Raw genomic sequence first — 23,751 nt, 5'->3', positions numbered from 1 at the left:
ATTTGTACCTAATTTTACACCGTGAAGAAAAATATTTTACATCTCGATTTAGACACTTTTTTTGTCTCTTGTGAACGATTGATTGATAGTCGTTTGCAAAATAAACCGTTGTTAGTTGGCGGAACAGGAGATCGTGGAGTTGTGGCTGCTTGTAGTTATGAAACAAGAACTTTTGGAGTGCATTCAGGCATGTCTATGAAAATTGCTAGAAAGTTATGTCCTGAAGCAATTGTTATTAGAGGAGATACGAGTATTTATTCTAAATACTCAAATATTGTTACAGAAATCATCAAAGAAAAAGTACCCATTTTTGAAAAAGCGAGTATTGATGAATTTTATGCAGACCTTTCTGGAATGGATGCTTTTTTTGGAAGCTATAAATATGCTTCTGAATTACGTCAGCGAATTATAAAAGAAAGTGGTTTGCCTATTTCTTTTGGAATGTCACAAAACAAAATCGTATCTAAAGTAGCAACAGGTGAAGCAAAACCCAATAATAAATTGTTGATTGATGCAGGCTTTGAAAAAGAATTTCTGGCACCATTATCAATTCGTAAAATTCCATCAGTTGGAGAAAAAACGTATCAAATTTTAAGGAATTTAGGTGTTGAAAAAATAAAAGTAATTCAAGAAATGCCTTTAGAAATGATGATAAGCGTTTTGGGGAAAAATGGAAAAACTATTTGGAAACGAGCCAATGGAATAGACAATCCACCCATTATTGCTTTTCATGAACGTAAATCTTTATCCACAGAAAGAACCTACACAAAAGATACTATTGATATGATAAAGTTAAAAGAAACCATTTTTGCAATGGCAGAAAACTTAGCTTATCAATTGAGAAAAGGAGATAAGTTGGCAGGTGTAATTAGTGTGAAAATTAGATATTCAGATTTTAACACGTATAACAAACAAATAAAAATTCCTTATACAAGTGCAGATCACATTATCATTCCTGCTGTTTTAGAATTATTTAAAAAATTATATCAACGAAGATTATTAATTCGATTGGTGGGTGTAAAAGTATCTGATATTGTAAGTGGTAATTACCAAATTAATTTGTTTGATGATACGGAGCAACTATTGGATTTATACAATGCAATGGATACCGTTAGAAATAAATATGGAGATAAAAGTATTATGAGAGCAGCTTCTATGGGAGCAAAATCTATTGGTCGTTTTAGCAATCCTTTTAATGGAGAACCTCCTTTGGTTCTTGCACATAGAAAACAATAATTGATTGCTTTATGTATTTAAACTGTCATACTTATTATTCCTTACGTTATGGTACGTTTTCGGAAATAGAACTACTAGAACTCGCAAAAGAAAACAATATCAAAAGTATTGCGCTTACAGATATCAACAATACTTCTGCTTGTATGAATTTTATACAACAAGCTAAAAAGTATCATATTAAACCTGTCATTGGTGTTGATTTTAGAAATGGTAATTCCCAGCAATTTGTAGCAATCGCAAAAAGTAATGTTGGTTTTCAAAATATCAATCAATACTTATCTGTTTTTTTAGAATCTAAAACCGATATTCCCGATACTCCAAGTTATTTAGAAGATGTATTTATCATTTATCCGTTTGAAAAAGTATTGCAGTTAAACATGATTTCTTTTAAAGAGAATGAATTTATTGGAGTTTCTATTGCAGAAATTAATAAGCTCCGTTTTTCTTATTTAAAGAAATTTGAAGATAGAATTGTGATACAACAACAAGTTACCATCCGAAATAAAAAAGATTTTAACGCACACAGATTGTTACGTGCCATAGATAACAATACTTTATTAAGCAAACTTCCTGCTACAGAACAATGTCTTATCACAGATGTAATACATGAAAGAAAAGAATTGTTAGCGTTTTATAAAGAGTTTCCTAAAAGTATTGCAAACACAGAAAAAGTATTGCAAGGTTGTAATACTTTTTTTGACTTTCACGAAGATAGAAAAAACCAAAACCTTAAAAAATATTGCAATACTTTTGAAAAAGATTGCAGTATGTTATTGCATTTATGTAAAAACAACTTACATAAACGGTATAAAAATCCAACTCAAAAAGTACATGATCGACTTGAGAAAGAATTGAAAGTAATTATCGATTTAAAGTTTGTTTCCTTTTTTTTAATCAATTATGATATTGTGAGTTATGCAAAAAGTAAAGGCTACTTTCATGTAGGAAGAGGGAGTGGTGCCAATAGTATTGTTGCTTATATTATTGGTATTACAGATGTAGATCCTGTAGAATTAGATTTGTACTTTGAACGTTTTATCAATCCTTTTAGAGCTTCTCCGCCTGATTTTGATATTGACTTTTCTTGGAAAGATAGAGAAGATGTTACCAACTATATTTTTAAACGCTTTAAAAACACAGCACTTTTAGCCACCTACAATACTTTTAAGTATAAAGCTGTAATAAGAGAATTGGGGAAAGTTTTTGGGTTGCCTAAAGAAGAAATAGATAAACTGAGTAAAAGTATTGCTACAGAGCAATTAGATGATATTGCCAAACTAGTTTTAAAATATGGTAAACTAATTGAAGGTTTTCCAAATTATATTAGTGTCCATTCTGCAGGGATATTGATTTTAGAGAAACCGATTCATTATTATTCAGCAACAAGCTTACCTCCAAAAGGATTTCCAACAGTTCAGTTTGACATGAACATTGCAGATGATGTAGGTGTTTTTAAATTTGATATTTTAGGACAACGAGGTTTGGCAAAAATTAAAGAAGCCTTAGAAATTATAAAAGAAAATAATCCTGATGATCCACCGATAGACATAACAGATGTTGAAAGTTTTAAAAAAGATAAAAAGATAAATGACTTATTAAAATTAGGTGGAGCCATTGGTGCTTATTATGTAGAATCTCCAGCAATGCGAGGATTGATGCAAAAACTACAAACCCAAGATTATTTAGGCTTAGTGGCTGCAAGTTCAATTATTAGACCAGGAGTTTCAGGATCAGGAATGAAAGATGAGTTTATAAAAAGACATCGTTTTCTAGAAAAAAGAAAAGAAGCGAATCCTATTTTGTTAGAAATTATGCCAGAGACCTATGGTGTAATGGTATATCAAGAAGATGTAATGAAGGTGGCAAGTAAGTTTGCTGACTTAACATTGGGTGAGGCAGATGTTTTAAGAAGAGGAATGAGTGGAAAATATCGCTCTCTTAAAGAGTTTAAAGCAGTAGAAGATAAATTTATTACTAACTGTAGAAAAAAAGGGCATAAAGATGCTTTAATTTTTGAAGTATGGAATCAAATTAAAAGTTTTGCTGGCTATGCTTTTGCCAAAGGACATTCGGCTTCTTATGCTGTAGAGAGTTATCAAAGTATGTTTTTAAAATGTTACTACCCTATTGAGTTTATGGTGGCTGTTTTAAATAATGGAGGTGGATTTTATTCAACGGAACATTATATCCATGAAGCAAAAATGCAAGGAGCAATTATTGAATTGCCCTGTATCAATAGAAGTAATCATCCTAACATTGTTATAGATAAAACTATTTATTTAGGTTTTGGGTATTTAAAAAGTGTAGAGCATTTAACTATTCAAAGATTGTTAACAGAAAGGCAATTATATGGGGATTTTACCTCTTTAGAAAACTTTATAGATCGTGTTGTAATTAGTATTGAACAACTAACCATTTTAATAAGAATTGATGCTTTTCGTTTTACTAATAAGACCAAAAAGCAACTATTATGGCAAGCTATTTTTAAATTGAAGGCTACCAAACAAAAAACAAAACAAGAATTGCTTTTTAAGACAGAACAAGTAAAGTATGAATTACCAAAATTAGAATCTCATTGGTTAGAAAAAGTCTATGATGAAATGGAATTGTTAGGGTTTACTGTGCATGATTATTTTAAACTAGTAACCGAACCTTTTTTACCAAGTATTAAAGCAAAACAAATGATTGATTTTACAAATCAAAATGTTTTAATTTATGGTTTATTGGTAACTACTCGCTTTAACAAAACATCTCAAAATAAATTAATTAGACTGAGTACTTTTATTGATCAAGATGGTCATTATTTTGATGCCGTACATTTTACAAATGTTGTACATCAATACCCAGTAAACGGAATGGGAATTTATGGTTGTTATGGGAAAATCACCAATCGTTATGGATTTTGTAGTATGAATGTAATTCAATCTAAAAAGATGAGTGTAGCGGTAGATCCGAGAAATTGATTTTATAAAAAAAATGTTAACTTTACCTAAAAGCTATGAAAAAAATCAACTTAACAATTTCTAAACTTCGTAATAAAAATGTTTTAGTAATTCGGTTTGCTTATAATAATGAAATAAAAGAACATCTTAAAAAACTTAAAAATGTTGTTTGGAGTCAAACTTTAAGGTCTTTTTATTCTGAACTTTCGTTAGAAAATTTAAGAATAGTTTTCAATCATTTGAAAAAACCAAATTGGACTATTGACTATATAGAATTACAACCTTTCATCAACAAAAGTAAAATAGAGGAAAGAAGAAATTCACACCTAATAGAACAACTACCTGATGTTTATCAATTAGAATTACAAAAGTTTAAAAAATGGTTGTTTCAAAAACGTTTTAGTAAAAATACTGTGAACACTTATGTAGATGTTACTACAACCTATATTAAATATGTTCTTTTAAAAAATGCTGAAATATTCTCTACAAAAATAGTGGAAGCATTTAGTTATGATTATATTTTTATTCCAAATAAATCAATTTCATATCAAAATCAATTTATAAGTGGAATTAAAAAGTTTTTTGAATACAAGGGATATTCTTATGAAGAAATACAAATTGAAAGACCTCGAAAAGAAAAAAAACTACCAATAGTGTTAAGCGGATCTGAAATAAAATCGCTATTTAACACCTTAACAAACCTTAAGCATAAGGCTCTTTTATGCTTATTGTATTCTGCTGGCTTAAGAATTGGTGAAGCTATCAATCTAGAAATAAACGATATCGATAGTAAAAGAATGTTAATACATATTAAACAAGCTAAAGGAAAAAAAGATAGATACACTCTTTTATCACCTGTATTTGTAAAAATTTTAAGAGAATATTATATTGCTTATAAACCAGAAAAATATTTATTCGAAGGACAAAAAGGAGGAAAATATAGTAATACAAGTGCACAAAAAGTATTAAAAAATGCTTTATTTAAAGCTGATATTAGAAAGAAAGCAACACTACATTCTTTAAGACATAGTTTTGCAACTCATCTATTAGAAAAAGGGACAGACATTAGATATATCCAAGAGCTATTAGGTCATAGTAGTCCAAAAACTACTATGATTTATACACATGTTACAGAACCAAGCTTAAAAAATATTAAAAATCCGTTTGATGATTTATTTTAATCACTTACTTTTATAAAATGGATATAAAGACACTAAACTTCTGCATATCCCACCAAAACGGAACAAGATCAGTATAAAAGCTCTGTATATAAACAAGTTGGCAACAATATAACAGAACGAATATGAAAAGAATAAGATTTAATAAACTCAATGATTGGAAAAATGGAATTCTACTAATTCTGACAATTACTTGTATGTTCTCTGGAACATTTGAAATCTTTGGAGAAACCAAAACTGAATGGAATAAGATGTTGGGAATTATTGGTTCAGTTGGAATGGTCATTTACTTTGCAAGAATGAGTTTTGGAAAATATTATGTTGGATGGAATAAAGCTGGAATCACGATTCGAATTAAATCATTTCTTGGGAAGTCATTTAATTTCAAAGATGTTAAGTCAACTGATTTACAAAACGGAATTCTGATTATTGTGAAAAATAACGGAAATAAAATTGAATTGGATTTAAGCGAAATTGAAAAATCCGATATTGATAAGCTGACTGAAATAATAATAGAAAATACTGTTGCCAACAACGTGTATAATTAATGGCTAGTTTTCGCCTACTTACGAAAATCCTCACGGATTTTCTATACGGTTTTTATTTGTTAAATTAGGTGCGTGGAACACGCCACAAATCATACACAAAACCGTTGTAAAACATTTACAAAAACACCCGAACTAACTTGGAAAAGTTGATAATTATCATAGGAATAAAGGCTTATCAATTATACTTTTGAGAAAACCGAAAAAATGGAAATTCTAAAACTTACAGATAAAAATATTCAAGACGAGCATATTTGCTGTGCAATAAGCGACAAAAAATGCAGAAACGGATATGAAAAGAAAAAAGAGTGGCTGAAAAAAGAATTTAAAAATGGCTACAATTTTCAAAAAGTTGACGTTCGAGGAAAAGTATTTATTGAATATGTACCGATTGAAAGTTCTTGGCTTCCATTAATCGGAAAAAATTTTATGGTAATTAATTGTTTTTGGGTTTCTGGACAATTCAAAGGAAAAGGTAACGGAAAAAAATTGTTGGAACAATGTTTAGCCGACTCAAAAGATATGGACGGAATTATTGCAGTTTCGAGCGATAAGAAAAGACCTTTTATGTCTGACCCAAAATTTTTCGAACATCAAGGATTTGAAATTATTGACGAGGCGCAACCTTATTTTAAACTTTGGGGACTAAAAACAAATCCTAACGCTAAATTTCCGAAATTTATGGAAAGCGCAAAATCTGGAAATTGTACGAATAACAAAGGAATTACAGCATATTATTCGAATACTTGTCCATTTACGGAATTTTACACAAATGAATTATTAAGAGAATACGCAAAAAAGAAAAATATACCTTTGGAAATTAACCACATTAAATCTCAAGAAGATGGTCGAAAAATGCCAATTCCGTGGATTATAAATAGTGTTTTTTACAAAGGAGAATTAGTGAGTTTAGAAATGAAAGTAGAAAGACATTTAAACAAACTAATTGGATAAAAAACGTTTTACAACACCGTATATAATTTATTGCTGGCTTATTGCCTACTTACGAAAGTCCTCGCAGACTTTCTTGGTCGGTAATTGTTTACTAAATTAGGTGCTTAAAACACGCAACAAACCATATACACAAACGTTGCCAACAAGCTAAAAAAACCGAACTAATTACCAAATTGGTAACTTTTTTTATTATCTTTGCGTCAAACAATTATAATGTGAGAGTAATCGCAAAACGAACTTTACGAGATTTTTGGGAAAAACACGCTGATTGTGAAGAACAATTAAAATCGTGGTATAGAGAAACTGAAAAATCCGAATGGAACAATATTAACGAATTAAAAAGTGAATATCCGAGTGCTAGTATTTTAAAAGACAATCGAATTGTTTACAATATTAAAGGTAATAATTATCGTTTGATTGTAAAATTTAATTTTGAATACAGAATATGCTGGATAAGGTTTATCGGAACTCACGCTGAATATGATAAAATTGACGCAAATAATATCTAATTATGAAAATATTACCAATTAGAAACGAAAAAGACTATCAAAACGCACTCAACAGACTTGAGGAAATTTTTGATGCAAAAAAAGGAACGGAAGATGGAGACGAATTGGAAATCCTGTCAATTTTGATTGATAAATATGAAAATGAACAATTCCCAATCGGAATGCCTGACCCAATCGAAGCAATTAAATTCAGAATGGAACAAATGGGAATGAAACAAAAGGATTTAGCAGAAGTTGTTGGATTTAAAAGTAGAGTTAGCGAAATTTTGAATAAAAAAAGAAAACTGACTCTAGATATGATTAGAAAACTCAACACTACTCTACATATTCCTACTGAAGTTTTAATTCAAGATTATTAATTGAAAAAAGCCAGTTGGCAACACCGTATATAATTTATTGCTGGATTTTCGCCTACTTACGAAAGTCCTCGCGGACTTTCTTTGTCCGTAATTATTTACTAAATTAGTTACTTAAAACACGCAACAAACCATATACAAACACGTTGGCAGTAATTCCACTCATTTCTGACAAAACTAATCACTTTTCGGAAAGGTTTTATCAAAACAAACAACTGATAATAAATATATTAAAATAAAATTACTAAAAATTAACACATTATATAATTCAAATTAATTTAAAAAACAAAAAAAATGGGAATACTAATGTCATTAGGAGTTGAAATAGTAAGAGCTATTAAAAACAGGAAAAGAGACCCTGACTACGAAGAGGTTATGAACACGACTCTTAAAGTTTACAATAAAGAAGATGTTCTTTTTAGAATAGATTATTTTTTAAGACTAGAAAAAAAATCAAGTGCTGAAAGGTATATAAATTTATATATAGAGCATCATAGTAAAGATGAGGAAATATCTAAAAGAGTTATTACACTAAATAATATGTAAAAGAGTGAGAAATTTTTATGAAATTTTGAATGTCAATGAGAATGTGACCGAAAATGAGTTAAAAAAAGCTTATCGAAAATTAGCTTTAAAATATCATCCAGATAAAAATAAAGAGGAAAATGCTCATAATAGGTTTATTGAAATAAACATTGCTTACGAGACTTTAAAAGATTTTAATTCTAGAATAGAATACGACAACTATTTAAAATCAAAAAAAGAGAGTACAGAAGTAGAAATTAATAATTATTCTAATAAAAAATATGAAGAAAAAGCTAAAGAATACGCAAGTATGTCTTATGAGCAATTTGAAAACGTATTAGAAAGTCTAATTTTAGTTGGAAAAAAAATTAAAAAAACTGCTAATATGGGGTGTGGTTGGATTTTGACTATTATATTTTTCCCACTTTCAATTATTTGTTTCATTGGTGCAATTTTTGGAGGTAACTTTAGCTTAATTTTTTTATCATTAGTATTAGCACTTTTTGGATATGGAGGTTATGCAATGGCTAAAGGAGAGTAATAAAATGAAAAATTAAAAGAAAAAAACTTAATATGAAAAAAAAATATCTATTAATTGTAATATTATTCTTATCCTTTAATACTTTTTCACAAAAAACGAAATGTGAAGATTTAATTAAGTATGCTAAAGAGGAAAGTTTTTATAATGAAGAAATAAGTTCATATGAACTTTCGGAATCTTCTTGGTTAAAAAAAGTTAAAGCTTATCATTTTAGAAATAATTCCACTTTAATAATAGCTGAAATAAAATTAAAAAATTCATATGAAACTAAAAAATATGTTTTTTGTGGTGTTTCATTTGATACTTGGGTAATTTTTAAAACAAGTGTAAATCAACACAATACAACATATGGGGAAAGATTTCATAAATATATTTTTAATAATAAATGTGATTGTAATTAGAAAAATATGACTTATCAAGAAGCACAAAAACTAAAGACAAATAATTCTCATATTGTTGGATTAAAATTCAATGAGGAGGTAATTGAAGAAATTATAATTCGCCCAACAAGTTTCGACCAATTTCAAGAATTTCTAAAAATCTATTCAGATACTTTAGACGCAGAAGAATCAATATTAGGTTTTACCAATGAAGATTTAATTGTGTCTGTAGTATTTAATAAAGTGGAAAGTTTGGAAAGTGGAATCTTTTTTCAAACACCTTTATTAAATTTGAAAGATGAAAATTTGAAGTTGAATCTATAAAACTACTGCCAACACCGTATATAATTTATTGCTGGCTTCTCGCCTACTTACGAAAGTCCTCGCGGACTTTCTTGGTCAATAATTATTTACTAAATTAGTTGCTTGAAACACGCAACAAACCATATACAAACACGTTAGGGCACATATAAAAGAAAAATCCCTCCATTCAATAACTTAACGCAACAAATCTAAATTAATAGATTTGTAAAATGGAATTAAAAAAACATAGACGATTAACTTTAAAAGAAAGAGTTATTATTCAGACACTTTTAAAGGAAAAAAAGACTAAATCTTATATAGCAAATAGACTTGATAGATCTCGTTCAACTATCGGTAGAGAAGTTAATAAATTTGTAACAGAACCAGGTGAAAAATATGATGCTGATTTAGCTCATTGGTGTGCTAAATCAGATTATTTAAACAAGAGAAATTTAGATAAAATAAGTACATATTCTTTACTTAGATATTTTGTATATAAAGGTCTTTTATTAAACTGGACTCCTGAACAGATTTCTGGAAGACTAAAAAAATTATATCCCAATGATCCGATAATGTCTATTTCGCATGAAGCTATTTATAGACACATTTATACCAGACCACAAGCCCGTTTAAACAAAAAGTTAATTAAACTATTAGTTCGTAAAAAAACAAGACGTAGAACCTCTAAAAAAAGACGTGGTGGTGGAAGTAAGATTATAAACCAAGTCAGCATTGACAATAGACCAGGGCATATTGAACTCAGAAATGAAGTTGGACATTGGGAAGGAGATTTAGTCATTGGAAAGAACCATAAAAGCGCCATAGGAACCATTGTAGAACGTAAAACAAGATTCACTTTAATTATTAAATTAGAATCTAAAAAAGCGGATGAAGTAGCTAATGAATTTTCTAAAATATTAAATAAATTAAATCCTATTTATAAAAAATCTATGACATATGACAACGGTATTGAAATGGCAAGACACGAAAAAATCACTAAAAAAACAGGTATGAAAATATATTTTGCTCACCCCTATTCTTCATGGGAAAGAGGAACAAACGAAAACACAAATGGACTCATTAGAAGATACCTTCCAAAGGGAACTAATTTTAATGAAATCGACTTAAAACAACTTCAAATTATTCAAGAAAAATTAAACAATAGACCTCGAAAAATTATAGGGTATAAAACACCAAAAGAAATGATGGATATTGAACTGAAATTTGTAGCTTAGTAACATCTAAAAGCTAAAACGTTTTGTTGCGTTACAACATTGAATCCAAGATCGTTATATCTACAAAAAATGAAATATAAAGAATAATACTTATTTTATAAATATGAAAAAAGAAATAGACTATACTAAAAAAAATACTTATGAAGAGGAATACCTTAAAGAATATATAGAAAGCCGAAAGTATATAGGAAAATATTCAATTGAAGAATACTATTCAATTTTAGATAATTACGAAAAAAGTAAAAACGTAGATTTAACTCAAACATTAAATTGGTTAGATAATAGGATAGAAAAAATATCAAAAGAAAAATATATAGAAAAAAAAGAAGTAAAAAAAATGATTACTAAAATTGCAGATGTTTTAGGAATAAAATCTAAATTTTTTAATAATTCTCACAAATTTTAATAATTTAAAAAAATATGGAAAATAGAGAATTATTGACATTTATCCTTGGTTACTTATTTGAATTAAAGCAAATGGAAAAAATACCAAGAAAAAAATTGAAATTAATCCAAAAATTTATTAAAGAATTTAAAATAGAGAAAGAGATAGAGGAATGTGATTCTATTGATAATACAATTGAATATCTTAAAAGAGAATCTAATAGACACAATTATAATAGACACAATGACCATAATAGCTTAATGGAAGGATTTGATTATGATGGAGACAACGACCAACAAGACCCAAATTTTTGGTAATTAAAAAACAAAATACGATGTTCAAACAAATTAAAAGATTTATTTTAAAGGAAATAAAAGAAGGTAAAGAAGAATATGATAAACAAAAAAAATTAGTCAAAAAAGACTATGACGAAATGAAAATGAAAATAAAAGAAGCCTATGAAGAATCTCCAAATGAAAATGAAAAATAAATTTTAAAAAATGGAAATTTTAGAAAAAGCAAAAGAAAGAATAAAAAAAGAAGTTACCTATATTGAAATTCGTACTGACTTAACAGACGACCAAAAAGACCCAAATTTCTGGTAATTAAAAAACAAAATACAATGTTCAAACAAATAAAAAAATTTATTTTAAAAGAAATAAAACTAGGTAAAGAGCAAATGGTAATCAGTAAAAAAGAAATCAAAAAAGACTATGATGAAATGAAAATGAAAATAAAAGAGGCCTATGAAGAATCTCCAAATGAAAATGAAAAATAAATTTTAAAAATGGAAATTTTAGAAAAAGCAAAAGAAAGAATAAAAAAAGAAGTTACTGATATTGAAATTCGGACTGACTTAACTGACGACCAAAAAGTTACACGAATTTGCACAGTTTTTGGAACTACTTGTGCTGCTATTGCTGTGCAACCAATACCTTTTGCAGACATTTTTGTTCTTACTCCAATTCAAGCTTATATGGGGAAAAAAATCGCTGATATTAGAGGTTTCAGTATTTCAGAAGCAGGCGCAAGTGAAATTTTTAAAGAGCTTGCTGGTTTAGTTGGGCTTGGGTTTTTATCACAACAATTAGCAATTGGTGCTTACAAAACCGTTTTACCTTTCATTTCTGGTTTTACAACAATTCCTTTAGTTTTTGGTCTTACATATGGTATGGGAAAAGTAATGGATTACTATTTTGAAAAGAAGATTAAAGGGGAGAAAATTGACCCTGAAATGATTAAAAGTATTTTTAAAAAAGCAAAAGCAGAAGGAAAACAAAAATCAAAAGAAAAAAAAGAAGAGATTCATAAGCAAAAGAATGAATTATAATGTCAACAATTAAGTACTTAAAAAAAGAATTCGATAATATTTTAATTGTTACAACATTAGCAAAAATTGCTTATGGAAGCCCCGAATCTTTAACTGAAAATGAAAATTATATTTTAGAAGCATTAAAAAGAGCTAACCATAACCTTAAAAATCAAACCACAGCGGAAATTAGTACCTATTTACAAGATTTTGACGAAAATCAACTAATAGGCTTAAGTAACAACGTAAAAGGTATTTTACACGAAATTCAATTTGTTGAAATTGAAAATAATGATGGAGACAGTATTACTGCTTCAATGTTTACAAATTCAAACCATCAAAATACAGACATTCTTTTAACAGACAATATCACAGGGGAAATAACAGAAATACAATTAAAAGCAACAGATAATTCTTCCTACGTGCAAGATTGGATTGATAACCATCAAGAAGGCGAAATTCTTATAACAGAAGAACTTGCCGTAAAAATGGAATTAGAAACAAGCGGAATCTCAAACGAGGAATTAACAACAGATGTTCACGATTTTGTAGACAAACTAATTGAGCTTGACGAAAATGATGAACTTTGGGATTATATTCCAACTTTGCCAGCAATTTCAGTTGCTATTTCTTCTTTTTATTTGTTTAAATTGTATCGAGAAAACAAAATAACTCTGAATACTTTAAAAATTAAATTTATCAAACTGACTGGAATGAAAGTAATGAAATTTACAATAATTGCGGGACTAATGATGATTCCAGTAATTAACGTAATTGTTGGAGCTGGAATTTTATTCAAACTATTATATGGAGCAGGAACATTAGCGAATAAATACGTGCCCTAACACCGTATATAATTTATTGCTAGCTTCTCGCCTACTTACGAAAGTCCTCGCGGACTTTCTTGGTCGGTAATTATTTACTAAATTAGTTGCTTAAACCACGCAACAAACCATATACAAACACGTTGTGCATAATCTAAGAAACCATCGAAAAAGAACATAAAATAAAGAATTTTTTTTGGCTGATATTGCTCGTAGTTACACTATGGATAATCAGTTGGATAGTCGTCGACAATTTATATTGTTCTGTGACCGATAGAGGTGCTTTTGGAGATAAGTTTGGGTTTATTAACTCTCTTTTTTCGGGACTTGCATTAGCAGGAATAATCTATTCTATCTTTCTTCAACAAAAAGAATTGTCTTTGCAAAGAACTGAATTAAAGGAAACTAAAGAAGAATTTAAAGACCAGAATTTTCAAACGACTTTTTTCAATCTATTGAAATCTCAACACCAAATAGCGAATGATATTTCGACTACGATTTTTGACTTAAAGTCCTACAATAAAAGGAACAGTAGAGAAGCTAAAGGACGAGATTTTTTCAACCAATCAAGATTTGAACTGCAACGAATCGATAATACATTATCAAATCCTAAATTTATAGAACATAGAGTATGGAATCCGCAAGGTCCAGAAGATGAACCTCATAATGAAGAGGAAGAAGAGAGTTTAACTAAATGGAGAAAAACCTCATTCACTTTTAAGTACTATAAAATTGACTCGGAACTTTGGGAAAGTTCTTCAAAGTTGAAAGGATTAGAAAGAGCGGAAAGACTTTATGCTATATTCTTTAATAAATTTCATTTCGTTATAGGTCATTACTTTAGACATATTTACCACATATTATTATTTGTTGAAAGAACAGAAAACGAAAGAATAGAAAGACTTAAATTAATTAAAAACCAATCGGAAAGAAATAAAGAGATTGAGAAAGCCAAAGCGGAATTTAAACAGTATGCGGAATTTATTCAAGCACAAATGTCTATTCCAGAACTTTTTCTTCTTTTTTACAACTCATTATCTTTTCCAAAATTACAGCGATTATTGATAAAATATAATACACTTGAAAATCTGACTATTGAAGATTTATTAAGCGAAGAGCATAATGAAATTGAAGGAATTAATTTGAAGAGTAGAAAGGAATTATTTAAATAAAGACTATGCACAACAATGGCTATAAGTAATTGCTTGTTCTCGCCTACTTCTGAAAATCCTCGCGGATTTTCAGTTTGGTGTGTACTTGCAAAGTTAAGTGTTAACCCACGCAACTACTCATAGCCGAGACCGTTGGGCGTCATTGAAAAAACACAAATAAACAGGATGAAATTTGAAATCGAAAACGGAAAAAATATTTGCTCTATAGGGCTTAGTGATATTGGTAGTTATATCCGTTTTAATTATCCTTTAACAGTTGTTTGGTATGATTGCCGTGGTTCTGTAGGAAAATATTTTTGTACCCTACCTTACAATGAAGAATATAGAAAATCAGTAGAAAAAACTCTAACTGATAATCTGAATAATGATTTTTCGGACAATATTGAAGACTTATATGAAATTTTGAAACCTTTATTACCTCTATTTAAAAATGGAACATATAGTTTGAATTTTTATCCGAATAACGAAAGAGAATTTTTTCAATATCAATCTTCCTATGATAATTTCAAAGAGACACATTTTAATCCTTTAGAAGTCGTTTTCGCTAACAAAACAACTAATGCCTCCAATTTAGAGCAAGTTATAAAAGACCATAAGGATTTTTTGAAAGAAAATGCTATTTCCAAAAAATACTATCCTTCCGAAATTCTGGAATACACAACAAGTGGAATATATACTGGAGACGAATCATTTTATGCTACTCAACCATTCGATAAAATAGATCAGAATAGAGTAAAGTACTTTGAAGAAATCATCAAAAATGGAGAAAGACCTTTTGCTATATTGTTAAATGCATACTTTGCATCAAACGACTATGACTCTTCATACTATATCTTAGATGGACATCATAAATTGTTAGCTTATCAAAATTTAAAATTGTCTCCTCCATTAGCAATACTGACTTATTTACCAAAAGACATCACCGAGATAGAATTTGATGCTGAAACTTTATCAGAAGTATTATATCCTTTTCAAATTGAACATATTTTAAAAAATTGGGATGAGAAAGATTTGTATATTGAGGAAACTCTCAAAAATCCCAAGAGCAATTTGCACTCAATCATTAAAAATGGTGAATATGAAGAATATCACGATAATGGACAACTCAAACACAAAGCTCTCTATATAAATGACAAAGTTGATGGAATTGCAAAATACTGGTATGATAATGGACAATTACAAAAAGAACATTACTACATAAAAGGCTTAAGAAATGGTACTTGGAAAGATTACTATAAATCTGGGAAGATACAATTTATTCAACCATTTAACAACAAGGGGCAATATCACGGAACTTTAGTTTCCTTCTTCGAGAATGGACAAAAAAGAATGGAACAAATTTTGGAAAATGGACAAAATATAGATGGTGTTTCTTATAAAGTTTGGTTTGAGAATGGAAAAATAGATTCTGAACTTACTTATAGAGATGGCAGAATGATTGTTCGCAAGAATTGGGGGAAATCGGGAAATGTTGTAAACCACGAAGTGTTTAACGAAAAAACAAATAGACTTAAAAAATTGGAAAGTCCTACAAAAAAAAACGAACGCCCAACAATATATAAAAGTAATGGCGGAAATAGTGTAAAATCCAAAATTAGTACAAACAACGAACCTAAGTCGTGGTGGAAAAAGTTATGGTCTTAAATCCGCCTCTACTCTTATACTAAACGTTGTACAACATACCCGAAATGAACAAACTGCTGACAATTTTACTTCTGATTTTCTTATTTCTGTCTTGTAAAAACGACAAGAAATCTGAATTGGAATTTTATGCAGAAAACCAAACTTCATTTTTCGATTTGAGAAATGGAGACTGGACAAAAAACTCGTGGATTCGAAAACCGAAGAATTTAAAAATGGTTCACGAATCATTTAAAAAGTTTGGTTACGACAAACTCGAAAGGCTGATTTTTAAAAGTGACAATGAATTTTTAATTCAAGGAATTTATATAAAACAAAATTTTGAGAATTTAATGGACAGTTTGGAACTTACCTATAACAAACCTGAAATACAGACAAAATATTACGCTGAATTTTGGAACCGAAGAAAGGCGGAGAAAAACGACTCAATCGTTTACGAAATTATCCAAGAATTTAACTCAATGAAATCGGAAAAAAAACGACTGAATTACGAAAACCAGTTTGTAAATGACACATTGGTTGACCTTTTAAAAATTGAGTTTGATAACGAAAATCTGAATTCTAAAAATGCGGAATCTGACTTTTACACCTTAAAAAAATACGGACTTCATCAATCGGCTTATAACCTACTCTATGAACGAGCAGAATATTCCGAAATGGATTTAGACCGACAAAAATTAAAACAAGAATTAAGTAAAATAACGGAATACAGAAACGCTTGGTTAATAGACACGGAAAAATAAGTACGTTGTACAACAACGGCTATAGTTCATTGCGGTGGAATTTCCTCTCGGAAATTCCTGCGTATTTGCTAACTTTGGTTTACGGCGGAATAGTTCTGCCGAACCATTCCGCAACGAAACCATAGCCAAGACCGTTAGGCAACATTAAAAAAAAATGCATATCAATAAAATATTTTCATACACATTATTACTTTTATTTTTTTCAAACTGTACTTCATTTGAAAGAAAACAAAACTCTTTAGAACTAAATGATTTAAAAAGAAAAGTTAAATCAACTACAGAAAGAACTTATCTGGCAGTTGAAAAGTTTGGTAAAACAGAAAAAGGAGATTTAAAATTAGAATATAGTTGGAGAAAAAATTATGAGAATATTTATAATGAAAATGGTTATTTAATTGAGCGGAATAAAATGGACAAAAATGGTTTGTTAATCTCAAAAACAACTGTTAAATATGATAAGAATAATGATGTTATAGAAAATAATCACTATAATTCCAATGGAACTTTATCTGGAAAAACAATTTGGAAATATGATGAAAAAGGAAATAATATAGAAAATATAGATTATGATAGTGATGGAAAGTATGAAAGCAAAATGATTAACACATTTAATAATAAAAATTTAGTAGTTCAAGAAAACTTTTTAAACTCTGACAATATTTTAATTTCAAAAGCATTATACGAGTTTGATTCTGAAAATAATAAAGAAAAAGAAGAGTTTTATTATAAAGGGAAATTTGACGACAAAAGAATTCTGAATTACAATAATAAGAATCAATTGATTTCTGTGAAAATTTTTGATTCTATTAATAAGCAAGTTTTCAAAAGCGTTAGAAATTATAACGAAAAAGATTTACTAATTGAAATAAATGATTTTGATAAAAATGAAAAAATAATAAGGAAAGAAAAATTTGAGTATGACACAAAAGGAAATTGGATTGAAAAAGTAGTTTATGATAACTTAAAACCAACTTTTGTCATAGTTAGAAAAATTGAATATTACAAATAACGTTGCCTAACACCGTATATAATTTATTGCTGGCTTCTCGCCTACTTGCGAAAGTCCTCTCGGACTTTCTTGGTCGGTAATTATTTACTAAATTAGTTGCTTAAAACACGCAACAAACCATATACATAAACGTTGTAATTCATTGTTCAGAAAAACGAAAACGGTTGAAAAATAAAATGAAGTTTGAGTTTTTAAAGTAAAAAAACACTCAAAATATTGAATTGAAAATCTTTGCAAATTTTACTCAACTTTGGAATTTTACAAGATTGGGAAACTGAATTTTGAGGGACAAAATCTCGTGAATAATTAAGTAGGCGGAATTGAAAATCTTTGCGGAATCGTAACGTTTGAATTAACTCAAGCGGGAAACCAAAAATGTGGAATTTATTGCGGTAATTTTTAAAAAAAGTATTTTAAAGTTAAAATGTAGGAATTTACTCACACGCTGAAAAGTTGAAAATGGAATCAAAACGTGCTTACTCAAATGTTTCACAACGAAATTACAACACCGTATAAAAAAAATTGCTAAATTAGTGCTTAATTTAAAGTAGTTGCATTTTTGCCAACTTCTGAATTTCCGCTGGAAATTCCTCGTTGACAAAACCGCAACTTTCTTTATACCAAAACGTTAGCACCAATTTGAAAAAATGAATAATTTGAATGACATAAAATATAGAACTACCTTAATTGTCTTCGCTACTCTAATATTTCAATTTGTTGGATGTAAACAGCTACCTGAAAAATCCGAAGAGACTGAAAAATTAAGTAAAGTAAATTTTCATCATATCCATCTAAATGTTACAGACAGAGATTCAACTATTGCATATTATCAAAAATACTTTGGTGCGACTCAAATAAAATATCGAGAGCGAGTGGATGCTCTTTATACGGAAAAATCGTTTTTATTAATGAACCTTGTCGATATTGCACCACCAACACATTTAGGTTCCAGTTTATGGCATATTGGTTGGTCAGGTGTGGATGGTCAATCTGAATTTGACTGGAGAGTCAATGAAGGAATAGCGGTTCATACCAACATTACACCTCTTGGTGATAATTTTTGGATGTACTTTCTTGGCCCAGAAAAAGAAGTCATAGAAGTTTATACTGGAAACAAAAATCATAGGTTTGAACATATCCACTTACTATCATCTGATGTTGATAAAACTATGAACTGGTTTGAATCCAATCTAGGATTCCTTCCAGTATATAAAGAAGCGAAGCAATGGCAGAATAACGAGCTTCGATGGAAATGGAATTTATTGACCGTCAATAATATTAATATAATTGTGTTTGGCAAACCAGTTGAGGAAGAATCGTGGTGGTCTAATGAAGAAATTAAACCAACAGATGGTAGCTCAATCGATCATATTGGTTTTTCAACTGAAAATATTGAGTTTCTAATGAAGAAAATGAAATCCGATGGACTAGATATTGTTCATAATATAAAAATTGACTCTATTCACGGAATGAAAAGTTTTTTTGTTAGAGGCCCTGACAGTCTATTAGTAGAAATAGTAGAGGAAAAGCCAATTCCTGAAGGTATTTGGCGTTGAAAATACTAAAGACTACACATTTCATTAAATGAACAACAGATTATATAAATGATTAAAAAACTGGTGCTAACACCGTATATAATTTATTGCTAGTTCTAGCCTACTTACGAAAATCCTCGCGGATTTTCTATTCGGTTTTTATTTGCTAAATTACGTGCTTAACCACGCAACAAACCATATACAAACACGTTGTGCCCAATTTATGAACGACAGTTACGAAATAGAAAAACCTGCCTCTGATTTAAACTTTTTGACAATCGGAATTAAATATATTGTATTATTCATTGTCCTCTTTTTGGCAAGTTGGATTGCCATTCCATTATTTGTATCTAATGGCAGACCGACTAGAGTAAACACAACTGCTGAACTTTTATTTGAAAATCCGTTGTGGTCGAGTCTGATAATTTCGATAGGAGTTATAACTTGGTTTATCTATCGGACTAGAAAAAAATATAAATTCGGAGAAGTTTACAAAATTGAGTTTAATGACTCGGAGCGCAAACTGGAAATTAAAACTATTAATCTAGCTAATAATAAGGAAAAAGACAACCATTACGATTATAAAAATTTAAGCTATGATTTTCAAAATAAGGAAGATTCTCTTTTTGGAAAACAAAGGATTTTAAAAATCAATAATTATGGCAGAACCGTTCACGAAATAAATTTTGACCGAACAGCTTGGTGCAGAAATGAACGGATTGACAAACTGATTGAAAAAATAAAAACTGGGCACAACAATGTATAACCGCAATTACGGCGGATTCGACTACGTCCGAATCCACTCGGAATTGCTAAAGCCTGTGATAAATCGAAAATTAACGCATATTAACCCGTAACTGACGGTTATACGAGACCGTTGCCAGTAATTAACGAAAACCGAAGAACTCAACACAAAAAGCGAGAAATGAAAAGAATATTATGGATTTTACCAATTCTGATTTTATTAAGTTGTAATGAAACGAAGAAGAACAAAACTGAATCAAAAACTGAATTGAAATTAGAAACTTCAAATTCTGAACCTGAATTTAAAATAGAATTTGACTCAACAAAAATTTCGAGTTTTACAATTGAGGAATCTGAATTTTCAAGCGCAAAGGCTTTAACTCGAAAATTATCTGATTATTCAACTCAAGAACTTAAGGATTTACCAAATTTTATAAGATTAACAATGTCAATTGTTATTCCATTTGACATTTCAAAAGAGAATCTTGAAAATACTTTAAAATCTATCGTTTATGAACAAACGGAAAAAAATAAAGATATTGATGAAATCGTAATATTTGCTTACGATGACAAAAATGACATTGGAAATGGATACACTTTTGGAAAATTACTTTGGTCGCCTAATGCAAAAACTGGAAATGTAACGCCTGAAATTGCAAAAAGTAATATAAGAACGAATTATAATTTTGAGATAATAATCAAAGACAAAGTTGGAAAAATAACTAAATCTGATTTGCCGACAAAAAGAGAATTGGAAATTTACAACGAAATTATGAGCGAAAAATATTGGGATATGCAAGAAGAACAATCTGAACCGATTATAATGAAAAAATTTAATATTAGCAGAAAAGAACTTAAAGAAATTTGGCTGAAAGTTGCAGCACATAAACTATAATAACTACTGGCAACACCGTATATAATTTATTGCTTGCTTCTTGCCTACTTGCGAAAGTCCTCGCGGACTTTCTTGGTCGGTAATTATTTACTAAATTAGTTGCTTGAAACACGCAACAAACCATATACATCAACGTTGCCACACATTTGAAAATAAGAACATTGAGAAAAATTTACTTACTGACTTTACTGTCAATTATTTTATTTAACTGCCAAAATAAAACTGAATTGAGAACCGATTTACAGCCAATTTATTCAGATTCGAAAAACGCTTTACAAGGAAACAATCTGTATGGAAAAGTTGAAAAAATTGAATATTACAAAACAACTTTTCAGAACACAGTAAATGAAGATAAACCTGTTCTGAACAAAATAGAAGAGTACACTGATTTTGGGGAATTAAAAAAAGTAGAATACTTCGATAATTATGGAGAACTTACACAAACTAATGTTATTGATTATAACAAAAACCAAGATTTCATAAAAAGTGTTTCAATTAACAAATCAAACGAATCGAATATTATTCAAACTTCGGAATATGATACTATCAAAAACACGAGTGAATTGAGTGTTTTCGTTAATGATACAATTGACCATAAAACAACTTTTTATTATGGAAAAAATGATTATCAAATAAAACGAATTTCCATTAAAGGAAATGATACGACCGAAGTTAATTTAGAATACGCTTTTGATAATAATGATAAAATAATATCTTCTACACAAAAAGAAAAAGGGAATGACAAATCAATGACAACTAATCTGTTTAAATATGACAATAACAACAATCTAATAGAATCGTCATATAAAACAGAATGGATAGAAATGATAAGCGAAACGGAATGGAAAGATGGAAGAATTTTTAAACAAACTTCTTATACAATATCAGCGGATTTAAAAAAGCATTTAGACAATATAACTGAATTTGATATTTTATATAATCCCACTAATTCAAAAGAATATGAAAACTCAAAATTAAATCGTGAACTGAAATTTACCTATGAATTTGACGAAAATGGGAATTGGATTAAGAAAAATGTATCAATGAAAGAACATTTTAATAATTCAAAGGAATTCGTTCCAATTTATGTGGATACGAGAAAAATAAGTTATTGGAAATAAAAAACGTGTGGCAACAACGTGTATAATTAATGGCTAGTTCTCGCCTACTTACGAAAATCCTCGCGGATTTTCTATTCGGTTTTTATTTGCTAAATTAGGTGCTTAAACACGCCACTAATCATACACAACAACGTTGTGTACAATACCCAATCTCGCTCAATGTAAAAGGAATGACAGATAAGGAAATAAAAGAATTAATAAATATAAACTTAAATGTTTTAGGGAATCGAAACGATAAAAGAGAGTCTTATCATTATTTTATTGATATAAAAGGAGAAAGAATTGATAGTGTAGATATTCAACCGAAAGTTATAGCAAATTATATGGAGAGATATGGTTTAATTTCTATTTATGGTGAATTTTGTACTTTAACAAGCAATGGAATTAGAATATACGAAAACAAAGGTTGGTTAAAGTATCTTAACGAAACAAAAGAAAAGGAAACAAGTAATAAAAATAAAGAAATCAGAAAAGAAACCCAAGAGGAAATAATCCGAAAAGGAACAATCGAAAGTTTTGAATATGGTAAGTGGGGATTTTATACTGCTATTATCGCTCTAATAGTGTCGATACTAACGCTATTATTGAAATAATTAACGCAACTAAACTTGTGTAAAATCTGAATTTTGGACTTTCAAAATCTATTTTTTTAAACCAACTCATAATATAAAACAGTAAGTATAGATAATTATATAAAGCCTGTTAATAACTTACAATAAACTATCTAAATCAAAAGCTGAATTTTACTGTAACTTTGTAAGAATCGTATTGATTACTCAAACCCGAAGTCTTTCCAATTAAAAACACAAAGATATTTAAGAGTATGAGTAATCATAGAAAAGAGCCTTTATCTCCAAGGGAGAAGTGGCTCAATTACGAGAGGTTAATTAGAAGTCTATTGAACTGGGCTTATCTAATTTACCGAGTATTTCTGAAAAGTTAATACTGAAATTACATTGAGTGTATGTTTTAGCGGACTACACTCTTTGTTTTTATAGAACAAATCTTTAAGCAGGTATGTTTCTATAAGTATCTTTATATTTAGTAACAGTATTGAGTTTTTTTAATTCATAATCAATACCATCTAATCTCTTGTTTACACTTGAAAATTCATTAATCATCTTTGTTTCCAAAGAACTAACATTTGTTTCTAAATTAGTTATCTTGCTATCTAAAGAATCAATTTTAGATAACAATGTTTTAATTAAATCTTCCATGCTTGTTTTTTATAACAAAAATATATCTTAATTAACTTAAAAAAGACTAAATACCGACTTTAACATATCTTTAACACTTTTATAATATTTACAAAGAACTTGAATAATAACTTAGCTTCTGAATAGTACTGTACACAACATCGTGTATAATAAATAAGGGCGATATTGCTTGTTTTAAATTAGTTAATACTTATTTTTAAAGTGCCAAATGAAAGGTAGTTTATACTTATCCCTTACTTACCATACACAAAACACGTTGTAAAACATTAACCAAAAATGCCGAAAAGAAAGCTGAAAACGAAATATTACATTCTTTTTATTGTTATATTAATAATTTGGAATTCTAAAGAAAGTATCGAATTTTATTATTTGAAAAATATAAAAAATGAAACTGGAATAAAAGTCATTGAAATTGACTCTTTGGACTACCTAATAAAAATGGGACTAATTTT

The 23,751-nt window shown here is 29.0% G+C and carries 28 protein-coding genes; 27 read left to right on the top strand and 1 reads right to left on the bottom strand.

What is annotated here, in order from left to right; genetic code table 11:
* Window positions 1-21 precede the first annotated feature (21 nt).
* From dinB to WG945_RS16800, 27 genes are all read left to right on the top strand, one after another.
* Complete coding sequence (dinB, locus tag WG945_RS16930) at window positions 22-1,236, top strand: DNA polymerase IV (RefSeq protein WP_068449838.1); 1,215 nt, start codon at window positions 22-24, stop codon at window positions 1,234-1,236.
* Between the two features lie 11 nt (window positions 1,237-1,247).
* On the top strand, window positions 1,248-4,199 hold the full coding sequence (locus WG945_RS16925) for a DNA polymerase III subunit alpha (protein WP_068449837.1): 2,952 nt from the start codon (window positions 1,248-1,250) through the stop codon (window positions 4,197-4,199).
* Between the two features lie 35 nt (window positions 4,200-4,234).
* A complete protein-coding gene (locus WG945_RS16920; protein ID WP_068449836.1) occupies window positions 4,235-5,359 on the top strand; it encodes a tyrosine-type recombinase/integrase in 1,125 nt (374 codons plus the stop codon).
* 122 nt (window positions 5,360-5,481) lie between these two features.
* On the top strand, window positions 5,482-5,904 hold the full coding sequence (locus WG945_RS16915; protein ID WP_068449835.1) for a hypothetical protein: 423 nt from the start codon (window positions 5,482-5,484) through the stop codon (window positions 5,902-5,904).
* A gap of 204 nt (window positions 5,905-6,108) precedes the next feature.
* Complete coding sequence (locus WG945_RS16910; RefSeq protein ID WP_068449834.1) at window positions 6,109-6,855, top strand: YoaP domain-containing protein; 747 nt, start codon at window positions 6,109-6,111, stop codon at window positions 6,853-6,855.
* Window positions 6,856-7,070: 215 nt separating this feature from the next.
* Complete coding sequence (locus WG945_RS16905; protein ID WP_068449833.1) at window positions 7,071-7,364, top strand: type II toxin-antitoxin system HigB family toxin; 294 nt, start codon at window positions 7,071-7,073, stop codon at window positions 7,362-7,364.
* Between the two features lie 2 nt (window positions 7,365-7,366).
* Window positions 7,367-7,723 carry a helix-turn-helix domain-containing protein gene (locus tag WG945_RS16900; protein ID WP_068449832.1) on the top strand — a complete coding sequence of 119 codons (357 nt, stop codon included), beginning with the start codon at window positions 7,367-7,369 and terminating at the stop codon, window positions 7,721-7,723.
* A gap of 303 nt (window positions 7,724-8,026) precedes the next feature.
* A complete protein-coding gene (locus WG945_RS16895) occupies window positions 8,027-8,266 on the top strand; it encodes a hypothetical protein (RefSeq protein ID WP_340866711.1) in 240 nt (79 codons plus the stop codon).
* Window positions 8,267-8,270: 4 nt separating this feature from the next.
* A complete protein-coding gene (locus WG945_RS16890; protein ID WP_157603573.1) occupies window positions 8,271-8,786 on the top strand; it encodes a J domain-containing protein in 516 nt (171 codons plus the stop codon).
* 32 nt (window positions 8,787-8,818) lie between these two features.
* Window positions 8,819-9,187: a hypothetical protein gene (locus WG945_RS16885; protein ID WP_068449015.1), complete on the top strand. Its 369-nt coding sequence runs from the start codon at window positions 8,819-8,821 to the stop codon at window positions 9,185-9,187.
* 6 nt (window positions 9,188-9,193) lie between these two features.
* A complete protein-coding gene (locus WG945_RS16880) occupies window positions 9,194-9,490 on the top strand; it encodes a hypothetical protein (protein WP_068449013.1) in 297 nt (98 codons plus the stop codon).
* A 209-nt stretch (window positions 9,491-9,699) separates the two neighbouring features.
* On the top strand, window positions 9,700-10,704 hold the full coding sequence (locus WG945_RS16875; RefSeq protein ID WP_068447857.1) for an IS30 family transposase: 1,005 nt from the start codon (window positions 9,700-9,702) through the stop codon (window positions 10,702-10,704).
* Between the two features lie 103 nt (window positions 10,705-10,807).
* The gene (locus WG945_RS16870) at window positions 10,808-11,110 is read left to right on the top strand and encodes a hypothetical protein (RefSeq protein WP_068453109.1); all 303 of its coding nucleotides are present in this window, start codon (window positions 10,808-10,810) and stop codon (window positions 11,108-11,110) included.
* A 14-nt stretch (window positions 11,111-11,124) separates the two neighbouring features.
* Window positions 11,125-11,406 carry a hypothetical protein gene (locus tag WG945_RS16865; protein WP_068453112.1) on the top strand — a complete coding sequence of 94 codons (282 nt, stop codon included), beginning with the start codon at window positions 11,125-11,127 and terminating at the stop codon, window positions 11,404-11,406.
* Between the two features lie 17 nt (window positions 11,407-11,423).
* On the top strand, window positions 11,424-11,579 hold the full coding sequence (locus WG945_RS16860; RefSeq protein ID WP_157603745.1) for a hypothetical protein: 156 nt from the start codon (window positions 11,424-11,426) through the stop codon (window positions 11,577-11,579).
* A gap of 132 nt (window positions 11,580-11,711) precedes the next feature.
* On the top strand, window positions 11,712-11,867 hold the full coding sequence (locus tag WG945_RS16855) for a hypothetical protein (RefSeq protein WP_157603746.1): 156 nt from the start codon (window positions 11,712-11,714) through the stop codon (window positions 11,865-11,867).
* Window positions 11,868-11,876: 9 nt separating this feature from the next.
* Window positions 11,877-12,419 carry a YcjF family protein gene (locus WG945_RS16850; RefSeq protein ID WP_068453115.1) on the top strand — a complete coding sequence of 181 codons (543 nt, stop codon included), beginning with the start codon at window positions 11,877-11,879 and terminating at the stop codon, window positions 12,417-12,419.
* Entirely contained in the window at window positions 12,419-13,243 is an 825-nt protein-coding gene (locus WG945_RS16845) for a hypothetical protein (RefSeq protein WP_068453118.1), read from the top strand. The genes WG945_RS16850 and WG945_RS16845 overlap by 1 nt, the downstream gene beginning before the upstream one ends.
* A gap of 245 nt (window positions 13,244-13,488) precedes the next feature.
* Window positions 13,489-14,394 (top strand): putative phage abortive infection protein, encoded by a 906-nt coding sequence (locus WG945_RS16840; RefSeq protein WP_157603747.1) that lies wholly within the window; start codon window positions 13,489-13,491, stop codon window positions 14,392-14,394.
* A gap of 165 nt (window positions 14,395-14,559) precedes the next feature.
* Entirely contained in the window at window positions 14,560-16,038 is a 1,479-nt protein-coding gene (locus tag WG945_RS16835; RefSeq protein ID WP_068453124.1) for a toxin-antitoxin system YwqK family antitoxin, read from the top strand.
* 44 nt (window positions 16,039-16,082) lie between these two features.
* Window positions 16,083-16,778, top strand: a complete 696-nt coding sequence (locus WG945_RS16830; protein ID WP_068453127.1) for a hypothetical protein — start codon at window positions 16,083-16,085, stop codon at window positions 16,776-16,778.
* 154 nt (window positions 16,779-16,932) lie between these two features.
* Entirely contained in the window at window positions 16,933-17,787 is an 855-nt protein-coding gene (locus tag WG945_RS16825; RefSeq protein WP_068453130.1) for a hypothetical protein, read from the top strand.
* A gap of 656 nt (window positions 17,788-18,443) precedes the next feature.
* Window positions 18,444-19,343: a VOC family protein gene (locus WG945_RS16820; RefSeq protein ID WP_197482128.1), complete on the top strand. Its 900-nt coding sequence runs from the start codon at window positions 18,444-18,446 to the stop codon at window positions 19,341-19,343.
* Between the two features lie 202 nt (window positions 19,344-19,545).
* Complete coding sequence (locus tag WG945_RS16815; RefSeq protein ID WP_068453136.1) at window positions 19,546-20,088, top strand: hypothetical protein; 543 nt, start codon at window positions 19,546-19,548, stop codon at window positions 20,086-20,088.
* 159 nt (window positions 20,089-20,247) lie between these two features.
* On the top strand, window positions 20,248-20,961 hold the full coding sequence (locus tag WG945_RS16810) for a hypothetical protein (RefSeq protein ID WP_157603748.1): 714 nt from the start codon (window positions 20,248-20,250) through the stop codon (window positions 20,959-20,961).
* A 227-nt stretch (window positions 20,962-21,188) separates the two neighbouring features.
* A complete protein-coding gene (locus WG945_RS16805; protein WP_340866704.1) occupies window positions 21,189-22,082 on the top strand; it encodes a hypothetical protein in 894 nt (297 codons plus the stop codon).
* A gap of 170 nt (window positions 22,083-22,252) precedes the next feature.
* Window positions 22,253-22,675 carry a hypothetical protein gene (locus tag WG945_RS16800; RefSeq protein ID WP_068453061.1) on the top strand — a complete coding sequence of 141 codons (423 nt, stop codon included), beginning with the start codon at window positions 22,253-22,255 and terminating at the stop codon, window positions 22,673-22,675.
* Between the two features lie 414 nt (window positions 22,676-23,089).
* On the opposite strand, the gene WG945_RS16795 is transcribed toward WG945_RS16800, so the two are convergent.
* On the bottom strand, window positions 23,090-23,299 hold the full coding sequence (locus WG945_RS16795; protein ID WP_068453064.1) for a hypothetical protein: 210 nt from the start codon (window positions 23,297-23,299) through the stop codon (window positions 23,090-23,092).
* Window positions 23,300-23,751: the final 452 nt, after the last annotated feature.

Source organism: Polaribacter atrinae, assembly GCF_038023995.1.
In the GTDB taxonomy this organism is placed as follows: domain Bacteria; phylum Bacteroidota; class Bacteroidia; order Flavobacteriales; family Flavobacteriaceae; genus Polaribacter; species Polaribacter atrinae.
This window is presented reverse-complemented; position numbering and strand designations above follow the sequence as displayed.

What these genes read in the sequence shown, in the direction of transcription:
- WG945_RS16915 (WP_068449835.1), top strand. Translation starts at nt 5,482, where the DNA reads ATGAAAAGAATAAGATTTAATAAACTCAATGATTGGAAAAATGGAATT.
- WG945_RS16920 (WP_068449836.1), top strand. Translation starts at nt 4,235, where the DNA reads ATGAAAAAAATCAACTTAACAATTTCTAAACTTCGTAATAAAAATGTT.
- WG945_RS16810 (WP_157603748.1), top strand. Translation starts at nt 20,248, where the DNA reads ATGAAAAGAATATTATGGATTTTACCAATTCTGATTTTATTAAGTTGT.
- WG945_RS16830 (WP_068453127.1), top strand. Translation starts at nt 16,083, where the DNA reads ATGAACAAACTGCTGACAATTTTACTTCTGATTTTCTTATTTCTGTCT.
- WG945_RS16885 (WP_068449015.1), top strand. Translation starts at nt 8,819, where the DNA reads ATGAAAAAAAAATATCTATTAATTGTAATATTATTCTTATCCTTTAAT.
- WG945_RS16795 (WP_068453064.1), bottom strand. Translation starts at nt 23,299, where the DNA reads ATGGAAGATTTAATTAAAACATTGTTATCTAAAATTGATTCTTTAGAT.
- WG945_RS16860 (WP_157603745.1), top strand. Translation starts at nt 11,424, where the DNA reads ATGTTCAAACAAATTAAAAGATTTATTTTAAAGGAAATAAAAGAAGGT.
- WG945_RS16855 (WP_157603746.1), top strand. Translation starts at nt 11,712, where the DNA reads ATGTTCAAACAAATAAAAAAATTTATTTTAAAAGAAATAAAACTAGGT.
- WG945_RS16880 (WP_068449013.1), top strand. Translation starts at nt 9,194, where the DNA reads ATGACTTATCAAGAAGCACAAAAACTAAAGACAAATAATTCTCATATT.
- WG945_RS16835 (WP_068453124.1), top strand. Translation starts at nt 14,560, where the DNA reads ATGAAATTTGAAATCGAAAACGGAAAAAATATTTGCTCTATAGGGCTT.
- WG945_RS16910 (WP_068449834.1), top strand. Translation starts at nt 6,109, where the DNA reads ATGGAAATTCTAAAACTTACAGATAAAAATATTCAAGACGAGCATATT.
- WG945_RS16870 (WP_068453109.1), top strand. Translation starts at nt 10,808, where the DNA reads ATGAAAAAAGAAATAGACTATACTAAAAAAAATACTTATGAAGAGGAA.
- WG945_RS16900 (WP_068449832.1), top strand. Translation starts at nt 7,367, where the DNA reads ATGAAAATATTACCAATTAGAAACGAAAAAGACTATCAAAACGCACTC.
- WG945_RS16850 (WP_068453115.1), top strand. Translation starts at nt 11,877, where the DNA reads ATGGAAATTTTAGAAAAAGCAAAAGAAAGAATAAAAAAAGAAGTTACT.
- WG945_RS16925 (WP_068449837.1), top strand. Translation starts at nt 1,248, where the DNA reads ATGTATTTAAACTGTCATACTTATTATTCCTTACGTTATGGTACGTTT.
- WG945_RS16845 (WP_068453118.1), top strand. Translation starts at nt 12,419, where the DNA reads ATGTCAACAATTAAGTACTTAAAAAAAGAATTCGATAATATTTTAATT.
- WG945_RS16815 (WP_068453136.1), top strand. Translation starts at nt 19,546, where the DNA reads ATGAACGACAGTTACGAAATAGAAAAACCTGCCTCTGATTTAAACTTT.
- WG945_RS16895 (WP_340866711.1), top strand. Translation starts at nt 8,027, where the DNA reads ATGTCATTAGGAGTTGAAATAGTAAGAGCTATTAAAAACAGGAAAAGA.
- WG945_RS16875 (WP_068447857.1), top strand. Translation starts at nt 9,700, where the DNA reads ATGGAATTAAAAAAACATAGACGATTAACTTTAAAAGAAAGAGTTATT.
- WG945_RS16865 (WP_068453112.1), top strand. Translation starts at nt 11,125, where the DNA reads ATGGAAAATAGAGAATTATTGACATTTATCCTTGGTTACTTATTTGAA.
- WG945_RS16825 (WP_068453130.1), top strand. Translation starts at nt 16,933, where the DNA reads ATGCATATCAATAAAATATTTTCATACACATTATTACTTTTATTTTTT.
- WG945_RS16800 (WP_068453061.1), top strand. Translation starts at nt 22,253, where the DNA reads ATGACAGATAAGGAAATAAAAGAATTAATAAATATAAACTTAAATGTT.